Origin of the sequence: Actinomyces sp. HMSC075B09, from assembly GCF_001812395.1 — a bacterium.
Lineage (GTDB): Bacteria > Actinomycetota > Actinomycetes > Actinomycetales > Actinomycetaceae > Gleimia > Gleimia europaea.
Window position 1 is genome coordinate 141,665 of record NZ_KV808735.1, and the last position, 16,766, is coordinate 158,430.

Sequence of the window (16,766 nt, forward strand, 5' to 3'; positions counted from 1 at the left end):
GTAGAACACCGCGGGGGTGTGCCTCCAACAAGGTGGCGGATTTACTTTAAACTCATAAGCATGATCGAATTATTGTCACAGCGTGAAGCGGCCGCGATGCTGGGTGTAACTCCCGCCCGTATCAAACAGCTCTGGGCGGAAAACGAGCTTTTGAAAGTCATGGAAGATAGCAAGCCAATGGTGCCTTCTCTTTGTATCGCACACGAGGAGGGGGTGCCGCGTCCTCTTAAATCGCTTCATGGCACGATGTTGATGCTGCTAGATGCCGGGTTTTCTCACGACGAGGCCACCGAATGGATCCTCTCCAACCACGATGGCCTTGAGGAGACCCCGCTGGAGCTACTTGCGAAGAACCGCGTGCGCGAAGTGCGTAACGCGATTTTGCCTCTTGCTTTCTAACCGCGAGTTCCAAACAGTAGAGCTTTTACATACCTAAAATTCGCGATTTAGCAGTACTTTCCCAAACTGGGTGAGGGCGGCCTCCCGCTCCTCGTCCAGTTTTAATTCGCGCATGTATTTGCGGCCTTCTTCGGCTAGGTTCGCAATAGCTTTCTCATGTTCGAGGCGTGCGCCAGAAGACTCAATAAGTTCTACCACGCGCACGAGCTTCTCCTCAGACAAGTTTTGGTTGCCAAGTGCGTCTTCTAAAAATTCTCGATCCGCTCCGGTGGTGCGGGATAGCGCCATTGTTATGAGGATCGTGCGCTTGCCTTCGCGAATGTCTGATCCAGTGGGTTTTCCCGTAACTGACTCGTCGCCAAAAACTCCAATCTCATCGTCTCGCATTTGGAATGCGACACCCCACGCACGCCCAATTTTCTCGAGCATTTCAACGAAGTGCGGGCTTGGATCTTGTAGGAGAGCACCCAGAACCAGAGGCCTCATGACGGAGTAGTGTCCAGATTTTAGTGCGATTACGTCGTAGACGTAGCGGCGAAGTGCCTCGGGATCAGACAGTGGGTGTTTTTCGGTGAGGACGTCCAAGTACTGGCCCCACGCAACCTCGGCAGTAATTTGCGCCATGTAGCTGGAGATGCGGTGTGCGGTTTTCGCGTCAAGATCTTTGAGGCTATGTTCGGTGGCCAGGTGGTTTAGGGAGAGCAACAGGTCGCCAACCAAGATTGTCACAGGCCCTGCCGCGTCCACGCCTATCTCGCGCGCAGCCTGCACGTGTACGGACGGGATGCCGCGCCTGGTTGGAGCATTATCGATGAAGTCATCGTGCACGAGGGCGGAGCTTTGGTAAAGTTCGAGCGCAGCGCCTAGATTCATCGCGGTTTCGCTATGGCCGACATCTTCGCCACCCGCAATAAAGTTACCGATGGAAACGCCGAGGGCGCGCAGGGCCTTGCCCGATCCCACGTACGAGCGAGCAAACGAGAGGAATCGATCAAGCTCCGGGTGTGGAGCCAGGGTTGCTGCAAAGGTATTGAAGAAATCCAAGGCTTTGTGGTTCATCACCGGTGCGAATAGGGCTTGGTTAAACGCGGGCTTCGCGGCGTTCGAGGCGTTTCGATCCGTTTCCATACTATAAAGATACCGAATCGAACGAGCAGCGCCCTATCAACGGGGGTGAGGAGATTGTTTACCTCAGTTGGGCGAAAAATACAAGACCTGATTATAATTGGTTCTAGTTTCGTCTCTCACGATTAATCACAACCCGGTCAAGTGGTGCAGCCATGCGCCGATTAAAGAGTGAGAGGACCCTAATGTTCCCGTGGAAAGGAAAACTTCGTGGCAGTTTCTAAAGCCTCTAAGACTAATTCTAAGACCGCAGGATCCACCACTAGCGACGTTGAGGTAGCTGAATCTACCGAGTCGAAGGCAACTAAGAAGCCTGCCGCGAGGAAGAAGACTGCCGCTAAGTCAACCACCACGGCCAAGAGGACCGCGAATTCCAAGGCGACTACGGCCGCTAAGAAAACGGCCGTCTCGAAGAAGACTGCCACGGCAAAGAAGACCGCGACTACGAAGAAGGCCGCATCTGCTACAGAAAGCGCCGCTACTAAAGCTGAGGCGGATGGCGGCACGCAAACCGCCAAGGAGGCTACAAAGGCCCCCGCAAAGAAAACGACTGCTAAGAAGGCTCCTGCAAAGAAGCCGGTAGAAAAGAAGGCTCCTGCTAAGAAGGCGGCGACGAAGGCCGCTGCTAAGGCCTCTCCTAAGGCAACTGAGGTCCCGGCGGCTGAAGAAAAGCCAAAGCCAGCGCGTAAGACCGCTACTAAGACCACACGTAAGCCAGCTACTAAGAAGGCGGCAACCAAGACAGCAGCGAATACTGTTGCCAAGGCAGAAGAGTCTGAAGTAGTTGAAGAAAAGCCGAAGACTACGCGTAAGACCGCTGCCAAGACTACGCGAAAGCCGGCTGCTAAGAAGACAGCAACCAAGGCTAAGACAGAGACCGACGAACAGGCCGCTAAGAAGGCCGCGCCGGCGAAGAAGACTCCGAAGCGTGCAACCGCGAAGAAGGCGGCAGCTAAGCCTGCGGACGAGCTGGAAGTTAAGGACGAAAAACTTCAGGACGAGTCCGCAGATCTCGGTGAGGACGCTCCCGAAACTTTTGAAGACGAGGATGTCGACGACGACCTCGATCTTGACTTGGATTCGGCCGATTCGGCTGAATCAGCTGAGCTTTCTGACGACGAAGATGACGAAGACGATGACGAGAGCGACGCGGAGGACGACGACAAAGACGACGATAAGGATGACTCAGATTCAGCTGGATCTCGTAAGCGCCGCTCGCGTCGTAAGAAGAGCGAGGACAAGCAGACCGAAAAGGTTGGTGGCTTCGTAGTTTCTGACTCGGATGACCGCGACGAGCCTGCACAGAAGGTTACCGTTGCGGGTGCAACAGCGGACCCGGTTAAGGACTACTTGAAGCAGATCGGCAAGGTCGCGCTTTTGAACGCGGAAGAAGAAGTCGATCTGGCCCGCCGCGTCGAAGCCGGTCTTTACGCCGAGCAAAAGATTCTGCGTGAGGGCGACGAGATGCCGTCCAAGCTCCGCCGCGAACTACAGATCCTGGTGCATGATGGCCAGCTTGCAAAGAATCACCTGCTGGAAGCAAACCTTCGTCTGGTGGTCTCTTTGGCCAAGCGTTACACGGGCCGCGGCATGCTGTTCTTGGATTTGATTCAGGAAGGCAACCTGGGTCTCATTCGCGCAGTAGAAAAGTTTGACTATTCGAAGGGCTACAAGTTCTCCACGTATGCAACGTGGTGGATTCGCCAGGCAATTACTCGCGCAATGGCAGATCAGGCCCGTACCATTCGTATCCCGGTGCACATGGTTGAAGTGATTAACAAGCTTGCGCGTGTGCAGCGGCAAATGTTGCAAGATTTGGGTCGTGAGCCCACTCCGGAAGAGCTTGCAGAAGAGCTTGATATGACGCCGGAGAAGGTCGTGGAAGTTCAAAAGTATGGTCGTGAACCGATCTCTCTTCACACGCCACTGGGCGAGGACGGTGACTCGGAGTTTGGCGACTTGATTGAGGACTCTGAAGCGATTGTGCCAACCGATGCGGTTGCGTTCACGCTCTTGCAAGAACAGCTCCACCGCGTGCTCGATACGCTGTCAGAGCGTGAGGCTGGCGTTGTGTCAATGCGCTTTGGTCTTGGCGATGGCCAACCGAAGACTTTGGATGAGATCGGCAAGGTGTACGGAGTTACCCGCGAGCGTATTCGCCAGATCGAGTCGAAGACTATGTCGAAGCTCCGCCACCCCTCCAGGTCGCAGGTGCTTCGCGACTACCTCGACTAGGTTTAGTACATTATTATGTGAGGCAAGTGTGCGTCTCGCATACAAGAAGGGAGCGGCTCAAGGTGAGCCGCTCCCTTTTGAAGAACCTGTACGTAAAGTGCGTGAGGCTAGTTAACCGAGGTGTATAGCTGGTCGGTGAAGTCACGAACCTCAAGCGCGGTCTTAGAGTATGAATCGCGAAGCTTTCGTGCGTGATGACCGCAGAACATTAGGGTGCCTGACTCCATTACGACCTCAACGAATGCCTGTGCGCCACAGAGGTCACAGCGGTCAGCGACTTTAAGTCCGGTACTTTCAGTAATGTTCGATTCGTATGTCATGCTTCCATTGTTGCAGTGCGCGAGCGGCAAGTCCTGTTTTGGCATTCGTTTTCGCGATCAGCTTAAGACGGCCGCGTGGGAATGTTAGTTTGGCCGGATTTTCGCCTAACATGTTTGCGTGGCTAGTAAGAATAAAACCCAATCTAACGCGTCAGAGTACACGGCAAGGCACCTTTCCGTACTGGAAGGCCTGGAGGCGGTTCGTAAACGTCCAGGCATGTACATTGGTTCAACGGATTCGCGCGGTCTTATGCACTGCCTGTGGGAGATCATTGACAACGCGGTAGATGAGGCGCTTGAGGGGTATTGCGACCACATTACCGTTACGCTCCACCCGGACTATTCGGTGTCGATCAGTGACAATGGGCGCGGTATTCCAGTTGATGAAGTGAAAGGTGTGGGCCTTTCCGGCGTTGAGGTTGTATTCACGAAGTTGCATGCCGGAGGTAAGTTTGGTGGCGGTTCGTACGGATCTGCGGGCGGTCTACACGGCGTTGGCGCGTCCGTAGTGAACGCTTTGTCTGCCCGTTTGGATGTGCAGGTAGATAGAGCGGGAAAGACCTACCAGATGTCATTCCTGCGCGGCGAGCCGGGCCGTTTTGATGATTCCAAGGATCGTACTCCAAACTCTCCGTTCACTCCGTTTGTGGATGCGTCCCAGCTGGATGTGGTGGGCAAGGCCGCTCGAGGTAAGTCGGGCACTCGCGTGCGTTTTTGGGCTGATTTCCAGATTTTCCCAAAGAATGAGGGATTCGACTTCGAGCAGTTACTTGGTAGAGCCCGCCAAACAACGTTCTTGGTTCCAGGCCTGGCTATCACGTGTATTGATGAGCGCGGTGACGAGGTTATCGAAGAAACACTCCAGTTTGATGGCGGAGTTGTTGACTTCGTCGATTTCCTGGCGGTTGATGGACCTGTTACAGAGACGATGCACATAACCGGAGAGGGTGTTTACAACGAGACTGTGCAGCGCTTGAACGAGGGCGGGCACCTGCAACCAGTTGATATTGAACGCACCTGCAACGTCGATATTGCGCTTCGGTGGGGCGTTGGTTATGACACGACGCAGCGTTCGTTTGTGAATATTATTGCCACTCCAAAGGGGGGCACGCACGTCCAGGGATTTGAAGCTGCGTTGCTTAAGGTGATTCGCGACCAGGTGGATAAGAATCAGCGACGTTACAAGGTGACAAAGAAGGATGGGCGCATTGAGAAGGATGACATCCTGGCCGGTATGACGGCGGTTGTCACCGTGCGTTTCCCAGAGCCTCAGTTTGAAGGACAGACTAAGGAAGTACTTGGCACTCCGCAGGTTCGCCAGGTTGTCAACAAGGTTGTGAGCGACTACTTCCAAACCCGTTTCAAGTCCAGTAAGCGCGACGTGAAGCAAACCAATGATGCTCTTATAGAGAAGATTGTGGGCGAGATGAAGGCCCGCGTTTCAGCGCGTGTACACAAAGAGATATCGCGTCGCAAGAACGCTCTTGAAACGTCATCGTTGCCCGCAAAACTTGCCGATTGTCGCTCAAACGATGTGGATTCTTCCGAATTGTTCATTGTTGAGGGCGATTCGGCTCTTGGTACCGCAAAGTTTGCACGTAATTCGGAGCATCAGGCGCTGTTTCCGATTCGCGGCAAGATTCTAAACGTACAGAAGAAATCCACTGCTGACATGCTTGCAAATGCGGAGTGCGCAGCGATCATTCAGGTGATTGGAGCTGGCTCGGGCAGAACGTTTGACCTCTCGGCCGCAAGGTATGGCAAGGTTGTTTTGATGACGGATGCTGACGTGGACGGTGCGCACATCCGCACCCTGCTACTTACTTTGTTCTTCCGCTATATGAGGCCATTGGTGGAAGCGGGGCGCGTCTACGCGGCCGTGCCACCGCTGCACCGAATTGAGGTACCGAAGCAGGGTAAGAAACCGAAGGAGATTTTGTACACCTACTCTGAGGATGAGCTGACGCAAACGCTTGCCAAGCTCAACCGACAGGGACGTAAATACAAGGAACCGATCCAGCGGTACAAGGGTCTGGGTGAGATGGACGCAGACCAGTTGGCTGAAACCACGATGGATCCGGCTCACCGCACTCTTCGTCGAATCACGCTCGCCGATGAGGCCGCGCTCCTTGAGGCCGAGAAGGTTTTCGAACTTTTGATGGGATCAGAAGTGGCTCCTCGTCGTAGTTTCATCGTTGAGGGGGCAAACGACTTCGATAGGGAAAAGATCGACGCGTAAAGTATATGGCGCCTCTAGTAGTTGCTTGGTAGACGTAAAAGCTTGGCGTTGATTGGGTGGGCATGAGCGTGTCCTTTAGAATGGCGCTATGTCTACAACTTTGGCAGAAAGAACGGCACCGCTGATCGGCGCAACCTACCCGCCAGCTAATTTGGGGCTCGAGTGGTCCGAAATTGAGCCGCGTGACGGTTATGACGCTGCCCGTCAGGTTCACAAGTGCGAGTTTTTTGATTCCACCTTGTTCTCCACTAGCGCGGACAGGATTGCTGATCTGCTGGTGACGGGCGAAGGCAAAGACGTGATTGTTGGTCGCGATGATCAGGGCAAGATCCAGGCCGTGGCCGTAGTCGAAGTTCTCCCGGCTGATGGGGAAGTGGCAAGAGTTGAGATTTCTAGCGAAGTCCACCCAGATTTTCGAGGGCGTGGCATTGGCGAGGCCATTTTGGAGTGGCAGAAGGCTCGCGGAGCGCAACTCTTGTTAGAAGCGTACGGTCCGGATTGTGAGTTGCCTGCGCAGATCGCTACAAACGTTGATGGGCATCTGCTCCAGCGCGTGGCAGTGCTCGAGGGTGCTGGTTTTGAGAAGCAGCGCCAGTTCCAAGTCATGTACCGCGATTTGGAAGGCGAGGAACCCACGGTAGACGAGCCTCGCGGCGGCTACACGGTGGTTCCGTGGATCGCTGAGCTTGAAGCGCAGATAAAAGCCTTGCACCTGCGCGCTTTTTCAGACCACTGGGGAAGTACCGCAGACGCTGCTAAATGGTGGGAGGATGCTATCGCCTCCATCGAGAAGCGGTGGTCGTTTGTAGCAATTTCGCCCACCGGTGAGGTTTCTGGCTACATCCTCGTGGTGCGCCACCCCGCCCGGTGGCTCCACACCGGAATGAGCGAGGCCTACGCTGAACTTCTTGGCGTTGATCCAAATACGCGTGGCTCCGGTCTCGCCCGTGCTCTGATTACGAAGGCGACGAAGGCCTCGTATGATTCGGGTATGCAACGCATGGGACTGGATGTGGATACGGATAATCCGCACGGCGCTCACAGTTTTTACGAACGGCTTGGATTTAAGGCTGTAGGCAACTACTTTGTTTATAGTCTTGATTTTTAGTCACGTGGTCTGAGATAGAGAGGATTCGTCATTCTAACGTCCCTGCCCGCGACTCCAGAGTTGCTTGCGCCCGGTCTTGAATGTTCGTGGCGGTTCCTTGATGTGCGCGATTCTCGCATGCTTGCAGACTTGCAGCATCGCATTGAAAAGTCTGATGACCTCCCGTACCGTACTTCTGAAGAAGAGATAGCCGAGCTGTTTAGCTATTCTGATGAGTTTTTTGCAATCGGCGGGTTCATTGATGGCAAATTGCGCGTGTACGGCTACATCCGGCTGTTTGATGACGAGCCTGTAGTAGCTTCGTGTCGAGGCGGGGTGGACCCGAAGTTCCGCGGTATCGGCTTTGGGCGAGTGCTGGTTGAGTGGCATACACAAACCGCAACGGCCGCGCTACTAGCCATGGGCGGGGAGTCCAAACAGATCCTCTTTAACGTTGAAGAGGGCCACCGCGTTCTCGAGGAGTATCTGCTGGAGTACGGGTATGAGTGGAATCGTTCATACTTTGACATGCGAGCTGCGCTGGATAAGGAACCAGAGTTCGTAGAAGTAGATCCATTCATAACTATCGTTCCTTGGGACAGCGTTGGCCAGCATAAGATCGATCACGCATTGGATCTCATCACGCGCGGCGAGGGTGGCCGCGGCGAGACCTACAAGTGGAGTGGTGAGGATCGCGCGGGTTTCATTCCCGAATGGTCTTTTGTAGCGCTCTCACGTGCTGCGGATCGCGAAGCCATCGCGGGCTTGGTCATGGCATCAAAGTACTCTCAGGACTGGTCCGTTCTGGGTTGGCGCGAGGGAAGCATCGATATGCTTGCCGTACTTCCAGAGTTTAAAGATCAAACCATCGCGCCGGCCCTCGTGTCTGCATCGATGCGTGCGCAGAAGAAGGCGGGGATGGATGCTGTCCTCGCGGGACTCTCGTCTCTCTCCTCGCCGTCAATGATGTCGGTTTACGATTCTCTGGGGTTCGCCACGGTGGCGACGTCGCGGGTATACACCCTGGCAGTAACTGAACAATAGGCGTGCCGCGGGCAATAATGCCGCATCCGGTAACCTCATAGGACCTATTAAAGCGCGGAAGCTGAATACAGCTTCCGCGCTTTCGTGTACTACGCCCCAGTTGTAAGTAGCGCTATGCCAGCGAGGCAATCGTCTTCGTGATCGGCGTTCCAGAGCCGTCACGGCGTTCGTCCGCCTCGGGTAGCTCGATGGGAGACCCGGTAGAAGAAGTTGCAAGTGCAATGCCGGGGCATACTCGAGCGAGTGCAAGCGCATCCTCACCTTTCAAGAAACGGTGACAGCGTACGCCCTGCGTCGCGCGCCCCTTCTCGGGGAATACTTCGCCCTTCGTGACCTTCAAAGAGGTTTGGGTGGGGTAGAGCATGCCGTCGTCGGCGGCCGCAACGGTTACGACCTCGGCTGCGTCCAATGCCGTGAACGCCGCCTCTATAACGCTGGCCCCGTCAAGAAGTTTCATGCCGGCCACACCTCCTGCTACGCGTCCTTGCGGGCGGATCTTGCCTGCTGGCGTGCGCAGGAGCTGCGCATTAGAAGCGATAAACACAACGTCTACTTCGTCGGGGCAGGGCGCTACAAATAGCACTTCGTCGCCATCAGCGAGGTGCATGACCTCAAACTCGTCGGATTTAGCGAACTCGGGTCGCATACGTTTGATGACGCCCGCCTTTGTGACAATGCCGGTAATGGCGTCGCCTTCAAGATCAATGAGGCCACGCGGCTCAATGTCGCGGCCAAGCAGGTGGCTGGCAGACACCGCGGCAGCAAACGAAGCGTTTGAGGCTGTCCGGGGCACAGCGGGTAGATCAACCACGTGGAGGCGGTGGGCTAGTCCCTCGCTATCCACTACAGCAATCTCGCCGCGCGTGGTAGTGGGGATCGCTACCCGATAGGTGTCGGCTACGGCTCGAGCATCGGTTTTCTCAAGGGGCTCATTGCCCTCAACGCGAATGAGACCGCCATCTGGAGTAAGCACTACCGTTGCGGGTCCGTCAGGAATTTCCAGAGGCACGGCGCTCTTGGCAGTAGTGGTGATTTTCGCAGTGTCGGCCGATAGCAGCATGGTCCGCCGCGGAGTGGACAGACGCTTGGACACTTCTAAAAGCTCGTCCTTAACGACATTGCGCAGTACTTGTTCGGAGCCCAAGATCTCATCGAGTGCGCGGATCTCGGCTTCCAACTCGGCCTTTTCGGTTTCCAGTTCGATCCGGGAGAACTTGGTGAGCCGGCGCAGACGTAGCGACAGAATGTGGTCGGCCTGGATCTCATCCAGTTCGAAGGCAAGCATGAGGCGCGAACGCGCTTCATCTACATCGTCGGAGGAGCGAATGATCGCAATCACGTCGTCGATGTCGAGAATCGCAACCAGGAGGCCTTCCACCAGGTGGAGGCGGTCCATCGCCTTTTGGCGGCGGAACTGCGACCTGCGCCGCACTACTTGGTAACGGTGGTCGAGGTAAACCTCAAGCATCTCTTTTAGACCAAGAGTTTGCGGGCGTCCATCAACGAGGGCTACGGCGTTTACAGAGAACGAATCTTCAAGCGGTGTGAGCCGGTACAGTTGCTCCATCACAGCCTCGGGATTGAAACCATTCTTGATTTCAATTACTAGGCGCACGCCGTGGTGACGATCCGTTAGGTTTGTGACGTTTGAGATGCCCTGGAGGCGTTTGGCGTTGACCTGATCTTTGATGCGTTCGATAACGCGCTCTGGGCCAACCATATAGGGCAGTTCGGTGACAACCAGACCGCGCTTGCGGGGAGTCACTCGCTCCACGTTCATCTTGGCACGAACTTTGAATGACCCGCGACCGGTGGTGTAGGCGTCTTCGATGCCTTCCTGTCCGATAATGATGCCGCCCTCGGGGAAGTCCGGGCCGGGTACAAATCGCATGAGGTCAAGAACGGTGGCATCTGGGTTATCAATCAGATGCGTGGTTGCGGCGATGACTTCACCAAGGTTGTGCGGAGCAATGTTTGTAGCCATGCCCACCGCAATGCCGGATGCGCCATTGACCAAAAGGTTTGGAAACCCCGCTGGCAAAACATCTGGTTGGGTCAGACGGTTGTCGTAGTTCGGTACGAAGTCAACGGTGTCTTCATGCAGGTCTTTCACCATGTCGAGGGCGGCCGGGGCAAGGCGAGCCTCCGTGTACCTCGCGGCTGCCGGGCCGTCATCTAGCGAGCCGAAGTTGCCATGTCCATCAACCAGGGGAACGCGTAGGTTGAAATCTTGTGCCAGACGCACAAGAGCGTCGTAGATTGCCGCGTCACCGTGCGGATGGAGTTTACCCATCACCTCGCCGACAACGCTTTGCGACTTCACGTGGCCACGTTCGGGGCGAAGCCCCATTTCGGACATTTGATAGAGGATACGGCGTTGCACGGGCTTCGCGCCATCACGTGCATCCGGAAGTGCGCGAGCGTAGATTACAGAGTAGGCGTATTCGAGGAAGGATCCTCGCATTTCGCTGGAAACATCGATCTCGACAATGTGTTCGTCTACGCTGGTATCAACCGTTTTTGGCATAACTCTCATTGTGTCAAAAAGTTTGCGCAACTGAAATTTAAGCGAGGGCATGTCTGTTGGAAGGGGCTATGAGTTTACATAAAGCGCAGGTTATGCGCGCCGCTCACCCGTCTATCTGCGATATTTTGCCCGTGATTTTTAGGGCGTGGGGAGTGAGCGGACCGGCACCTCGGGCTGAGGAGCAGCGCGATCGCCTTGCAAACTATCTACAGTTGAAAGAGAGCCAGCAAACCCTCGTGGTTTTGATTGACGGTTTTGGTTTTGAGCTTGTAGCAAACCATTTTCCTTACACGCCGTTTTTGCGCTCGAGAAAAGCCGACATGTTGAGGGCGTGTACCATTCTGCCCTCAACCACCGCCGCGGCTATCTCGTCTTTTGCAACCGGCCTTATGCCCGGAAAAACAAACATGGTGGGCTGGTCCGTTAAGGACGGTAGCCAAGTAACTACGCTTCTTACCTTTGAAAACGCGAGTGTACCCCCTGAAGAATGGCAGTCGAATCCCACCATGTTTGAGGTGGCGAGCCGAGCGGGTGTAAATTCTGCGGCGATCATGCCGCAACGGTTTGCCGGATCGGGGTTAACTATGGCGGCCCTGCGTGGAGCACGCCCAGTTGGTGCGCAGACCCTTGACGAGCGAATAGACGCGGCAATGCAACAGCTAAGGGAGGGCACGGCCGTGGTCTACCTGTATTGGTCTGACCTTGACCACGTGGGGCACGGTTTTGGTACAGACTGCGACAAGTGGGTTGCCGAACTTGAGCTCGTGGATGCGGCGCTGGCGCGCATAAATAGGGAACTGCCAAAAGGCGTGTGCGCGCTTGTGACGGGTGATCACGGAATGGTTAACACGCGGCCGGAAAGACGCATCGACGTGGCGCAAAACCCGCAGTTGCAGCAGGACTTAGAACTGATCGCGGGCGAGGGTAGAGCCGTGCATATCCACGCGGCCACCAACCTCAACGAAGTGATCGGCCGTTGGAGAGACGAACTGGGGGAGCGCGCCACCATCGTGCAGGGTCGCGAAGTAGTAGAAATACTGGGCGGTGAAAGCGGAGCAACACTTACGGGTGATGCCGTGGCATTCATGCACGATGACTGGGTGGTGGTGGATTCACGCACTCAGCCTAAAAAGTCGATAGACCTAGTGGGTGTGCACGGCTCGTTCAGCTCTGCTGAGCTTGCCATTCCGATCCTCAGGTTCGATTAGTTACTGCGCGTGCCAAAAACGATCTCGTCCCACGAGGGGACCGAGCGGCGCTTACCACTACGATTGTTCGTCTTTGGTTCAGGCTCTTGAACTTCGAGTTTTTCAAAGCCGGGCAACGCATCACTGTCTTCGCTTACAACCGGTTGCGGCTGGGCCGGTTCGGGTTCGGCGATGGGCTCCTCGGCCTCCACCTTCGGCTCAGGCTGGGCTGGTTTAGGGAAGCGCAACAGCGATGGCTTCTCAACGGTCTCAGTTTTACTTTGCGATTTCGATTCCCTGCGTCGGCCTCGTTTCGAAGCCAAATCGCCAAGGATCTTCTCAACGTCGTCAGGTGAGGCCGCTTCTCCCGGCGTGTTGGTAGGAGCTTCGCCTTCAGGCAGGCTAGTCACATTGGTGGCGGCAGGAGTGGTGGTTTCGGTAAGCCAGCGCGCTTCTTCATCCAGTGCGCAAATAAGTACACCGCGGTTGGATACCTGCCAGGAGGCGCGGCGCTCGGTGGCTGCCTGAACAAATGTTAGGTGCAGCTCCCACGGGCGGTCGCCCTCGCGTAGCGCGGTCCAGGAAAGGGAGTGGGCATCGACGCCTCGGGTTGCGAGTCTATCGATTACCAGGTCGCCCAGCTGGGGTGCTCCCGCCTCGCCACCGACGGGCTCGGCCAATGCGGCGGACACGATGTAGTTGCGTTCGGTGACAACCGGCGCAAGAAAGCGATTAATGCGGTCAATGTCGATGTCATAGTTCGCCGCGATTTCGGCGGCTGGCATGCCCGCACGCAGAAGTTGCTGGATTTCGCGAGGACGCAGGACGGACCCGGATTTAGGAAATGACTCGAGCTTCAGCTCACCTCGCCTGATCGCTGCCTTGAGAGCATCATCCACAACAATCATGTAGCGTTCGCCGTCTTTATCGGTAAAAACCAACTGCGAACCATCCCCGTGCGGGCCTAAAAGTTCAAGCTCGATCATTAATCCTCCGTCCCTAGTATGAAGCATGGCACCTAAGTGGCTCTCATCGTGCTACATTATGCGCGTGTCGCTTGTCGGTTGCGTTCATTGCTGAAATCAATGCTAATATCCCCGCGCGGCATTAATATGCAGTAACAGCTGTTGTGTCCACCCAGATGAGTATGAAGAGGTAACCATGGCTACAGATTACGATGCGCCTCGTAAGAACGATGATGATGTTTCGGAAGACTCTCTCGAAGAACTGAAGAGCCGTCGCAATGACCAGGGCTCGAATGTGGTCGATGAGGATGAGAACGAGATTGCAGAAGATTTCGAACTACCGGGCGCAGATCTATCTAATGAGGAGCTCACAGTTCGGGTTGTTCCGCGTCAAGATGACGAGTTCACCTGTTCGGAGTGCTTCTTGGTACACCACATTTCGCAGCTTGCCTACGAGCAGGATGGGTTGCCTGTATGCACCGAGTGTGCGGAGTAGACTGGCCGTTCGGTAGGTTTTGATTGTAGTAGGTGAAATTTAGTGGCGTTATTCAAGCGCAAGAAGAAGACCGAGGACGTAGCGCAGGCTCGCGACGAAGAACCGCTGGCAGATGACGCGTCTGCTGAAGCCGGCGGAGCGCAAGCCCCGGAGCACGGGCCTTTCGATATCAGCCAGCGTGACGTTTCTCAGGGATACATTGACCTTGGGCCACTAAAACTTCCCGCTATTGCAGGAATTCAAATCCAGCCCGTGTTCTCGCCGGACAAAACCATTTTTCGAATGAACGTGGTGATTGGTAATTCCGTCATGCAGATGATGGTGATTGCGAATCCGAAGTCCGGTGGTGCAGCCCAGGAGGTGCTACGCGCAACGAAGGAAGCTCTGGAACAGCAGGGTGCCAAGGTTGAGGTACACGAAGGTCCATGGGGCGAAGAATTGGTTGCGCACACGGTGGTGAAGACCCAAGATGGGCGCGATGCAATAGCTCCGAGCAGGATCTTCACTATTGAGGGTAACCGTTGGGCGTTGCGTATTGACCTTGCGGGTGCTGCTCTGTCCGATGAGAAAGCTTGGGAGCCCGTTGCGGCGGTCATTTCTGGCCTCGTTATCGAACGTGGTGACGCGCCGCGAGCACCGCTTTCGGTAATCCCGTTCACGCTTCCATCAGAGCTTACGGCGGCTTCTGAGCCGCAGGACGATAAGTAGTAGGTTGACTCTTCCAACGCGATTAGTAGACCAGCCGCGCACCGCTATCGCGGCATTGAAACCGCGGATGCGCGCGGTGGTTTCGGGGCGGGTGGTTGCTATAACGTACCCGATTGAAGGCGCGTCGATGACGCTACGGGCACACTTGAAGGATGATACGGGTACCGTAATTGTTGCCTGGCCGGGCAGGCGTGAGATTCCGGGCGTTCATGTTGGCGCCCACATGGTTGTTCAAGGCAACGTGATGCAACAGTTTTCTGAGCAGCTTCTGTGGAATCCTCATTTTCAAATCCTGGGGGACATTGATGAGTGATTCGATCGACGAGGCGGCAGGCAATCTAGGTGGTAAGAGCAAATCTTTAGCCAGTCAACTTAACGCCGATCAGTTTGACGCGTGGCAGGCGGTTGGGGGAGTGCGCGGCGCGATCGAGTCTGTGCTTCCTGTCTTGGTGTTTGTGGTTGCTTACGTGATCACGATGGGCCTGAAATGGCCACTCATTTTGGCAGGCGGCATTTCGGTAGTGCTGATTTTGATTCGGCTGGTAAGTCGGCAGCCAGTCACATATTCAGTTTCCGGGTTCGTGGGTGTAGCCATCGGAGTTATTTGGGCCCTGTGGTCGGGTAGGGGCGAGAACTTTTTCGCTTTTGGCATCATTACTTCAGCCGCGTATGGGATGGCAATTATGGTGGCTAATTTGGTCCGTTACCCGGTGGTGTCGATGGCGCTGACACCGGTTTGGCAATTGCGGTGGAAGTGGTGGAAAAACCCGGGCTCGTTTGATCGTTTGGCAAGGGTATCGCGAAATCTGTCATGGTTGTGGTTCGCCCTGTTCGCCTTGCGGTTCTTGGTGCAGATCCCTCTGTGGCTGGGCGGCCAGGTTGCGATGCTCGGAACGGCCAAATTACTTCTGGGACTACCCCCATTCCTCCTCGTCGCTTGGGTTACATGGGTTCAGCTACGGCCGTACCGGGAAGTCGTGCAGACGAAGTCCAAGGGCAACGCGACAGCTACTGACTAGATCGGTGCGCGGTTTCTAAATTTGCGTCGGGGCGGAGCCCTACGCGCCCGGCCTATTTGGAGCCGAACACCTGCTCGACGTCTTGGCCAAGAGACTTTTCAAATGAAGACAGCATTAGAACCACTTCGTCTCCGGCGGCAAGTTCGAACTCGTCCTCGTTATCAACGGGCGCGTCGTCGCGTAGTACGGTGAGCACGCGCGCGTCGGAAGGCAGCCCCAACTGGGCGATCTTCTTTCCGCTTGCGCGTGAATCTGCGGGAAGCGTTATGGCATAGATTGCGGTGCCGGCCTCGTGGAATTGGAAGAGGCGAACCAAAGCGCCAACACTCACGGCTTCTTCAACGAGGGCGGTCATGACGCGCGGAGTGGACACGGGCACGTCAACGCCCCAGGTTGAGTTGAACATCCACTCGTTTTTTGGGTTGTTCACGCGGGCAACAACGCGCGGCACGCCAAACTCTGTTTTGGCTAGCAAAGAGATGACGAGGTTTGCTTTATCGTCTCCGGTTGCGGCAACCATGACGTCACAGTTGCCCACGTTTGCGGCGTCAAGAGTTTCGGGCGAGCATGCGTCTGCCAGGATCCAATCAGCTTCAGCCACAGTGGCGACACGCATCTGGTCGGGCAGACGATCAATGAGGGTAACTTCGTGTTTCTTTAGTAGAAGTTCGCGTGCGATAGAGCGCCCAACCGAACCTGCTCCGGCGATTACGATAAGCATTTATGCTCCCACTGCTGGATCGTTGGCAAGGATTTCGCGGATCCTGGTTTCCTCAGCCAGTGAGATCGCGAAGTAAAGTTCGTCATTTTCTTGAACGATTAGGTCATCGTTAGCCACGTCCATGTGGCCTTGGCGGGACACGAACACAACGGGGTATTCGGTTAGCTGGCGAACCATAGCGAAGGACAATCCGTACCAGCTCGATGCAGGCCGGGCGCAAACCAGTGCAACATCTCCGGTGGGGTGCGTCCACACGCGGTTGACGTCCGGTGGCATCATCCAAGACAGCACCGCTTCGGTTGTTCGCCGTACCGTGGCAATGGTGGGGATACCAAGCTTTTCGTATACTTCCGCACGAGTTGGGTCATAGATCCTGGCCACAACGCGTTCAACTTTGAAGGTTTCACGCACCACTCTTGCAGAAATGATGTTCGAGTTATCTCCGTTAGACACTGCCGCAAAAGCGTAGGCATCTTCAATGCCGGCTTGCCGTAGCGTGTCGCGGTCAAATCCAACGCCAGTCACGCGTCGGCCAGTAAAGTTTGCGGGCAGACGCCGAAAGGCCTCGGGATTTTGGTCGATTACAGCCACCGAGTGGCCTCTTTGATCTAAAAGCGTGGCAAGCGTTGTTCCAACGCGCCCGGCTCCCATGACAACAAAGTGCATTTAATAAAACTATCAAGAACGCGCTCGC

Annotated in this window: 16 protein-coding genes; 10 read left to right on the forward strand and 6 right to left on the reverse strand. The window is 55.5% G+C overall.

Going from position 1 to position 16,766, the window contains the following annotated elements:
* Positions 1-72: 72 nt before the first annotated feature.
* Positions 73-399 carry an Rv2175c family DNA-binding protein gene (locus HMPREF2854_RS05240; RefSeq protein WP_148130904.1) on the forward strand — a complete coding sequence of 109 codons (327 nt, stop codon included), beginning with the start codon at positions 73-75 and terminating at the stop codon, positions 397-399.
* 33 nt (positions 400-432) lie between these two features.
* Here the strand turns inward: HMPREF2854_RS05240 and HMPREF2854_RS05245 are convergent, their stop codons facing one another.
* Entirely contained in the window at positions 433-1,527 is a 1,095-nt protein-coding gene (locus HMPREF2854_RS05245; RefSeq protein WP_070620024.1) for a polyprenyl synthetase family protein, read from the reverse strand.
* Between the two features lie 207 nt (positions 1,528-1,734).
* Here HMPREF2854_RS05245 and HMPREF2854_RS05250 point away from each other — a divergent pair, with 207 nt between their 5' ends.
* Positions 1,735-3,759 carry an RNA polymerase sigma factor gene (locus HMPREF2854_RS05250; protein ID WP_070620027.1) on the forward strand — a complete coding sequence of 675 codons (2,025 nt, stop codon included), beginning with the start codon at positions 1,735-1,737 and terminating at the stop codon, positions 3,757-3,759.
* Positions 3,760-3,866: 107 nt separating this feature from the next.
* Here the strand turns inward: HMPREF2854_RS05250 and HMPREF2854_RS05255 are convergent, their stop codons facing one another.
* On the reverse strand, positions 3,867-4,079 hold the full coding sequence (locus HMPREF2854_RS05255) for a DUF7455 domain-containing protein (RefSeq protein WP_070620029.1): 213 nt from the start codon (positions 4,077-4,079) through the stop codon (positions 3,867-3,869).
* 118 nt (positions 4,080-4,197) lie between these two features.
* On the opposite strand from HMPREF2854_RS05255, the gene HMPREF2854_RS05260 reads away from it, so the two are divergent.
* The 3 genes from HMPREF2854_RS05260 (at position 4,198) to HMPREF2854_RS05270 (ending at position 8,449) form a co-directional block, all read left to right on the forward strand.
* Complete coding sequence (locus tag HMPREF2854_RS05260; protein ID WP_070620032.1) at positions 4,198-6,318, forward strand: DNA gyrase/topoisomerase IV subunit B; 2,121 nt, start codon at positions 4,198-4,200, stop codon at positions 6,316-6,318.
* An 88-nt stretch (positions 6,319-6,406) separates the two neighbouring features.
* Positions 6,407-7,426, forward strand: coding sequence for a GNAT family N-acetyltransferase (locus tag HMPREF2854_RS05265; RefSeq protein WP_070620035.1), 1,020 nt, complete (start codon positions 6,407-6,409; stop codon positions 7,424-7,426).
* 102 nt (positions 7,427-7,528) lie between these two features.
* Complete coding sequence (locus HMPREF2854_RS05270) at positions 7,529-8,449, forward strand: hypothetical protein (protein ID WP_070620037.1); 921 nt, start codon at positions 7,529-7,531, stop codon at positions 8,447-8,449.
* Positions 8,450-8,561: 112 nt separating this feature from the next.
* On the opposite strand, the gene HMPREF2854_RS05275 is transcribed toward HMPREF2854_RS05270, so the two are convergent.
* On the reverse strand, positions 8,562-10,976 hold the full coding sequence (locus HMPREF2854_RS05275) for a DNA gyrase/topoisomerase IV subunit A (RefSeq protein ID WP_148130905.1): 2,415 nt from the start codon (positions 10,974-10,976) through the stop codon (positions 8,562-8,564).
* Between the two features lie 68 nt (positions 10,977-11,044).
* Here HMPREF2854_RS05275 and HMPREF2854_RS05280 point away from each other — a divergent pair, with 68 nt between their 5' ends.
* Positions 11,045-12,184: an alkaline phosphatase family protein gene (locus HMPREF2854_RS05280; protein ID WP_070620039.1), complete on the forward strand. Its 1,140-nt coding sequence runs from the start codon at positions 11,045-11,047 to the stop codon at positions 12,182-12,184.
* On the opposite strand, the gene sepH is transcribed toward HMPREF2854_RS05280, so the two are convergent.
* Complete coding sequence (gene sepH / locus HMPREF2854_RS05285; RefSeq protein ID WP_070620041.1) at positions 12,181-13,149, reverse strand: septation protein SepH; 969 nt, start codon at positions 13,147-13,149, stop codon at positions 12,181-12,183. The two genes, HMPREF2854_RS05280 and sepH, sit on opposite strands and share 4 nt — an antisense overlap.
* A 175-nt stretch (positions 13,150-13,324) precedes the next feature.
* On the opposite strand from sepH, the gene HMPREF2854_RS05290 reads away from it, so the two are divergent.
* The 4 genes from HMPREF2854_RS05290 to HMPREF2854_RS05305 are packed head-to-tail and all read left to right on the forward strand — an operon-like array spanning position 13,325 to position 15,351.
* Entirely contained in the window at positions 13,325-13,624 is a 300-nt protein-coding gene (locus HMPREF2854_RS05290; protein WP_034507466.1) for a DUF4193 domain-containing protein, read from the forward strand.
* A 42-nt stretch (positions 13,625-13,666) separates the two neighbouring features.
* Entirely contained in the window at positions 13,667-14,332 is a 666-nt protein-coding gene (locus tag HMPREF2854_RS05295) for a DUF3710 domain-containing protein (protein WP_070620044.1), read from the forward strand.
* 4 nt (positions 14,333-14,336) lie between these two features.
* Positions 14,337-14,645: a hypothetical protein gene (locus tag HMPREF2854_RS05300; RefSeq protein WP_146002492.1), complete on the forward strand. Its 309-nt coding sequence runs from the start codon at positions 14,337-14,339 to the stop codon at positions 14,643-14,645.
* Positions 14,638-15,351 (forward strand): DUF3159 domain-containing protein, encoded by a 714-nt coding sequence (locus tag HMPREF2854_RS05305; protein WP_070620049.1) that lies wholly within the window; start codon positions 14,638-14,640, stop codon positions 15,349-15,351. The genes HMPREF2854_RS05300 and HMPREF2854_RS05305 overlap by 8 nt, the downstream gene beginning before the upstream one ends.
* Positions 15,352-15,403: 52 nt before the next feature.
* Here HMPREF2854_RS05305 and HMPREF2854_RS05310 read toward each other — a convergent pair whose 3' ends face one another.
* Both HMPREF2854_RS05310 and HMPREF2854_RS05315 read right to left on the reverse strand, forming a co-directional pair.
* Entirely contained in the window at positions 15,404-16,072 is a 669-nt protein-coding gene (locus tag HMPREF2854_RS05310; protein WP_034507474.1) for a potassium channel family protein, read from the reverse strand.
* On the reverse strand, positions 16,073-16,738 hold the full coding sequence (locus tag HMPREF2854_RS05315; RefSeq protein ID WP_070620057.1) for a potassium channel family protein: 666 nt from the start codon (positions 16,736-16,738) through the stop codon (positions 16,073-16,075).
* Positions 16,739-16,766: the final 28 nt, after the last annotated feature.

What these genes read in the sequence shown, in the direction of transcription:
- HMPREF2854_RS05265 (WP_070620035.1), top strand. Translation starts at nt 6,407, where the DNA reads ATGTCTACAACTTTGGCAGAAAGAACGGCACCGCTGATCGGCGCAACC.
- HMPREF2854_RS05245 (WP_070620024.1), bottom strand. Translation starts at nt 1,527, where the DNA reads ATGGAAACGGATCGAAACGCCTCGAACGCCGCGAAGCCCGCGTTTAAC.
- HMPREF2854_RS05305 (WP_070620049.1), top strand. Translation starts at nt 14,638, where the DNA reads ATGAGTGATTCGATCGACGAGGCGGCAGGCAATCTAGGTGGTAAGAGC.
- HMPREF2854_RS05290 (WP_034507466.1), top strand. Translation starts at nt 13,325, where the DNA reads ATGGCTACAGATTACGATGCGCCTCGTAAGAACGATGATGATGTTTCG.
- HMPREF2854_RS05275 (WP_148130905.1), bottom strand. Translation starts at nt 10,976, where the DNA reads ATGCCAAAAACGGTTGATACCAGCGTAGACGAACACATTGTCGAGATC.
- HMPREF2854_RS05255 (WP_070620029.1), bottom strand. Translation starts at nt 4,079, where the DNA reads ATGACATACGAATCGAACATTACTGAAAGTACCGGACTTAAAGTCGCT.
- HMPREF2854_RS05315 (WP_070620057.1), bottom strand. Translation starts at nt 16,738, where the DNA reads ATGCACTTTGTTGTCATGGGAGCCGGGCGCGTTGGAACAACGCTTGCC.
- sepH (WP_070620041.1), bottom strand. Translation starts at nt 13,149, where the DNA reads ATGATCGAGCTTGAACTTTTAGGCCCGCACGGGGATGGTTCGCAGTTG.
- HMPREF2854_RS05280 (WP_070620039.1), top strand. Translation starts at nt 11,045, where the DNA reads ATGAGTTTACATAAAGCGCAGGTTATGCGCGCCGCTCACCCGTCTATC.
- HMPREF2854_RS05310 (WP_034507474.1), bottom strand. Translation starts at nt 16,072, where the DNA reads ATGCTTATCGTAATCGCCGGAGCAGGTTCGGTTGGGCGCTCTATCGCA.